This is a genomic window from Mesorhizobium sp. M2A.F.Ca.ET.037.01.1.1, from assembly GCF_003998075.1.
GTDB lineage: Bacteria > Pseudomonadota > Alphaproteobacteria > Rhizobiales > Rhizobiaceae > Mesorhizobium.
Genome location: NZ_RZSA01000616.1, coordinates 1 through 4,098 on the forward strand (window position 1 = coordinate 1; position 4,098 = coordinate 4,098).

A 4,098-nucleotide genomic window follows, 5' to 3' on the forward strand; every position below is an offset into this window, starting at 1 on the left:
CCGAAGCCGAGCCGCTCAGCGAGGAACAGCAGGCGGCGGTCAGGGAACTGCGCCGGCAATACACCAACCTCACCTGCCTGCCGGCCGAGTTTGTCGAACGCCAGACGGTAGCGCGCATGCGCTCCGAGCAGCTCTGGCGGAGCTTGCGCGCCAGGAACGACTGGGCGGGCTTCCTGCCGGCACTGGAAGGCGTCGTGGCCCTGGTGCGGGAAGAGGCGGCGCTGCGCGCCGACGCGCTCGGCCTCGCCCCCTATGACGCGCTGATGGAGCAGTATGATCCCGGCAACCGCGCCGCCGACATCACGCCGGTGTTTGCCGAGCTGAAGGTCTTTCTCAAGGACTTCCTGCCGCATGCGCTGGCCGTGCAGGATGCGCGATTGGCGAAGCACCCATTGAAGCCGCTGTCGGGCAGCTATGCCGTCGACCGCCAGCGCGAGCTCGGCCTTGCCATGATGGCGGCCGTCGGCTTTGACCTCACCCATGGCTCGCTGTCGGTATCGCACCATCCCTTCTGCGGCGGCGTGCCGACCGATGTGCGCATCACCACCCGCTACAAGACCTCCGATTTCCTGTCGGCGCTGATGGGCGTGCTGCACGAGACCGGTCATGCGCTCTACGAGCAGAACCTGCCGAAGGCCTGGTCGCATTGGCCGCTCGGCAAGGCGCGCGGCATGGCCGTGCATGAGAGCCAGAGCCTGTTCGTCGAAAAGCAGGTTGGCCGCAACCCCGCCTTCTGGCGCTGGGCTTTGCCGATGGTCGAAAGACATCTCGGCGAAGCCTGGTCGCTCGACGACATCCTGCCGCATGTCCACCATGTCGAGCGCGGCCTGATCCGCGTCGACGCCGACGAGGTCACCTATCCGCTGCATGTCATCCTGCGCTACGAACTCGAGCAGGAGCTGGTGTCCGGCCGGCTGGAAGCCGCCGACCTCCCCGAGGCATGGGACGCCAAGATGCGCGACTATCTAGGCCTCTCGACCATCGACAACCCGGCAGACGGGCCGATGCAGGACGTGCACTGGCCGGGCGCCGCCTTCGGCTATTTCCCGTCCTACACTCTGGGCGCCATGATGGCGGCGCAGCAATGGGCGGCTGTGACCAGGGAGCACCCGTCCGCCGACGAGGACCTCGCCAAGGGCGATTTCAGCGCCATCAACGAGTGGCGTCGCGCAAAGATCTGGTCGCAGGCCTCGCGCTGGTCGACGCCCGAGCTGCTCGAGCGCGCCACCGGCGAGAGGCTTAACGCGACTTACTTCACGGAGCATCTGCGCTGGCGGTACGGAGCCTCATAGACCGACCTCGTCGGCAATGGCCGCTCATTTGCGTACCATTTCGTACTACTGTATGTTATGATTGGGAGGTGCGCAGATGAACGCTTCAGGTCCCAAGGAACGCGCAACGTTTTCGATCGACAGCACGATCAAGGAGACGCTTGAAAGCCAGATTCCGAAAAGCAAGCGATCCCGCTTTGTCGAAGAGGCGATCGCGAAGGCATTGAAGGACGCCGCGAAAGAACGCGCTCTGAAAATGATCCGGGAATTCAAGTCGACCTCGACCGGCGGCGAAGACTCCACCGACGTGCTGCGCAGAATTCGCCAGGAAATGGACGGCCGGCCGGTGGATATCCTCGAAGGCCGCAAAAAGTGATCATCGTCGACGCGTCGATCTTCATTAAACTCTTTCGGGATGAGGATGACAGCGAACAGGCTCGAAATCTGTTCGCGAAGAACATTGCAGATGGCCGCGCCATAGCCGCTCCGGGCATCCTGCTTTACGAGGCGCTATCGACTGCGCTCCATTATGAGCAATCCTTTGTCATGGTCGCAAAGCTCATCGCCGGATTGCGCGAAGGCGGTTTCGAGCTTCTGGAGCCGGATATGGACGAACTGGCCAAAACACAGGAGATGGCGACGCAGCTCAGTCCGGCTGGCGGCTATCCGACGCTCAACATTGCGTTTACCACGCCATCGCCATCAATCGCGCTGCAACGTTGGTAACAGCCGACCGGCGGCATTTTGCCAAAACAAAACACTTGGGCCGCATCACTCTACTCGCCGACTGGCGACCAGGCTGACACATTTCTACTCCGCAGCGCCTTTGAAAGCGCCGGCGCCTGCCTCGAACTGCAGCTTGGCGAGCCGCGCGTAGATGCCGCCCTTGGCGACCAGGCTCTGATGCGTGCCTTCCTCGACGATGCGCCCGCCTTCCATCACGAGAATGCGGTCGGCCTTGAGCACCGTCGCCAGCCGGTGGGCGATGACGATGGTGGTGCGGCCGCGCATCAGCCGCTCCAGCGCCCGTTGCACCAGCGTTTCGCTTTCGGCATCGAGCGCCGAGGTCGCTTCGTCGAGCAGAAGGATCGGCGCGTCGCGCAAGATGGCGCGGGCAATCGCGATGCGCTGGCGCTGGCCGCCCGACAGTGTCACGCCGCGCTCGCCGACCTGGCTGTCATAGCTGTTGCCCAGTCTGGCGATGAATTCATCGGCAAGCGCGGCCTTGGCGGCGGCCTCGATCTCGGCGTCGCCGGCGCCCTGCCGGCCGAAGCCGATATTGTCGCGCACGCTTGCCGCGAAGATGGTGACGTCCTGTGGCACGATCGCGATGCGTTGACGGATGGCGGCCGGGTCGGCCTCGCGCAGATTGACGCCGTCGATGGCGACGCGCCCGGTCTCGGGATCGTAGAAGCGCAGGATCAGCGAGAAGACAGTGCTTTTGCCGGCGCCCGAAGGCCCGACGATCGCCACCGTCTCGCCGGGCTTAACCTGGAAGCTCAGGCCATGCACGGCGGCGCGGTCCGGCCGCGCCGGATAGGAGAAGGAGACGTCGTCGAAGCTGATCGCGCCCTTGGCCGTGGCCGGCAGCGCGACGGGATCGACCGGCCGTTGGATCGTCGGCGTCTCGGCCAGGATCTCGGTCAGCCGCTCGGCGGCGCCCGCCGCCTGCGACAGCTCGCTCCACACTTCCGACAAGGCGCCGAGCGCGCCGGCGGCGAACACCGAATAGAGCAGAAACTGGCTAAGCGTGCCGGGCGACAGCGTGCCGGCAAGCACGTCGCGCGAGCCGAACCACAGCACCGCCACCACCGAGGAAAATATCATGAAGATGGCGAAGAAGGTCAGGAAGGAGCGCGCGAACACCGAGGCCCGCGCCGCTTCGAAGGCCGCGTCGACGGCGGCCGCGAAGCGGCCGGTGACCAGCTTCTCGTTGGTGAAGGCCTGCAGCGTGCGCACAGCGCCGATCTGCTCGCTGGCGTAGGCGGTGGCCTCCGCGAGCGTATCCTGCGCTTGCCGGGACTTGCGCCGCACCGAGCGGCCGAAAGCGACCAGCGGCAGCACGATCAGCGGAATGGCCGCGATCACCAGGCCGGAAAGCTTCGGGCTGGTGACGACCATCATCGCCACCGCGCCGAGGCCCAGGATGACATTGCGCAGCGCGACCGAGGCGGTGGCGCCGACCGCCGACTTCACCTGCGTGGTGTCGGCGGCGAGCCGCGATACGATCTCGCCCGAATGCGTGCGATCGAAAAAGGCGGGCGACAGCGTCGTGACATGGGCAAAAACGTCGCGGCGGATGTCGGCGACGACGCGCTCGCCGAGCGTGATCACAAAATAGTAGCGGCTGGCAGAGGCGGCGGCGAGCAGCGCCGCCATCGCCACCAGCGCGGCGAAATATTCAGCGATGAAGGTGGAGCCCGAGGCCTGGAAACCGTGATCGATCATGCGCCGCACGGCCATCGGCAGGGCAAGCGTCGTCACCGCCGCCACGACCAGCGAGATGATCGCGCCAACCGCCAGTTTCCGGTAGCGCGTGATATAGGGGAAAAGGTTTCTCAGCGGCCGGACCGAGCGCCTGCGCTGGTCTCCACTGGCACCGATATCCGCCATGAGCGTTTCCTCTGGCCGCTGGTCAACACCGCGCTTCAATATGCGCTTGCCGCGGCCTTGTGATTCAATTCCGGCTGATGTATAGGCTCGCCGACCGTTTTAGAAGCCGTGGCTTTTCATTAGCTGCGGCTTCGAGTTTTAAAAAGGGGCGCATCGACGCAGGCCATTGGCCCGTAACCGGCGCCGGCAAGCCAGGACATAAGACAATGAAGGC

General features: G+C 65.0%; 4 protein-coding genes. 3 read left to right on the forward strand and 1 reads right to left on the reverse strand.

What is annotated here, in order from left to right; translation table 11 throughout:
- The 3 genes from EOA27_RS25440 to EOA27_RS25450 form a co-directional block, all read left to right on the forward strand.
- A partial coding sequence (locus EOA27_RS25440) for a carboxypeptidase M32 (protein WP_127257558.1) occupies positions 1–1,292 on the forward strand: 1,292 nt, incomplete at its 5' end.
- 76 nt (positions 1,293–1,368) lie between these two features.
- Entirely contained in the window at positions 1,369–1,647 is a 279-nt protein-coding gene (locus EOA27_RS25445) for a hypothetical protein (RefSeq protein ID WP_127249614.1), read from the forward strand.
- Positions 1,644–1,997: a PIN domain-containing protein gene (locus EOA27_RS25450; protein ID WP_126080732.1), complete on the forward strand. Its 354-nt coding sequence runs from the start codon at positions 1,644–1,646 to the stop codon at positions 1,995–1,997. The genes EOA27_RS25445 and EOA27_RS25450 overlap by 4 nt, the downstream gene beginning before the upstream one ends.
- An 84-nt stretch (positions 1,998–2,081) precedes the next feature.
- Here the strand turns inward: EOA27_RS25450 and EOA27_RS25455 are convergent, their stop codons facing one another.
- Positions 2,082–3,884, reverse strand: coding sequence for an ABC transporter transmembrane domain-containing protein (locus tag EOA27_RS25455; protein WP_126080731.1), 1,803 nt, complete (start codon positions 3,882–3,884; stop codon positions 2,082–2,084).
- Positions 3,885–4,098 lie beyond the last annotated feature (214 nt).

Excerpts from the sequence above, each read along its gene's own strand:
- EOA27_RS25455 (WP_126080731.1), bottom strand. The coding sequence starts at position 3,884 with ATGGCGGATATCGGTGCCAGTGGAGACCAGCGCAGGCGCTCGGTCCGG.
- EOA27_RS25445 (WP_127249614.1), top strand. The coding sequence starts at position 1,369 with ATGAACGCTTCAGGTCCCAAGGAACGCGCAACGTTTTCGATCGACAGC.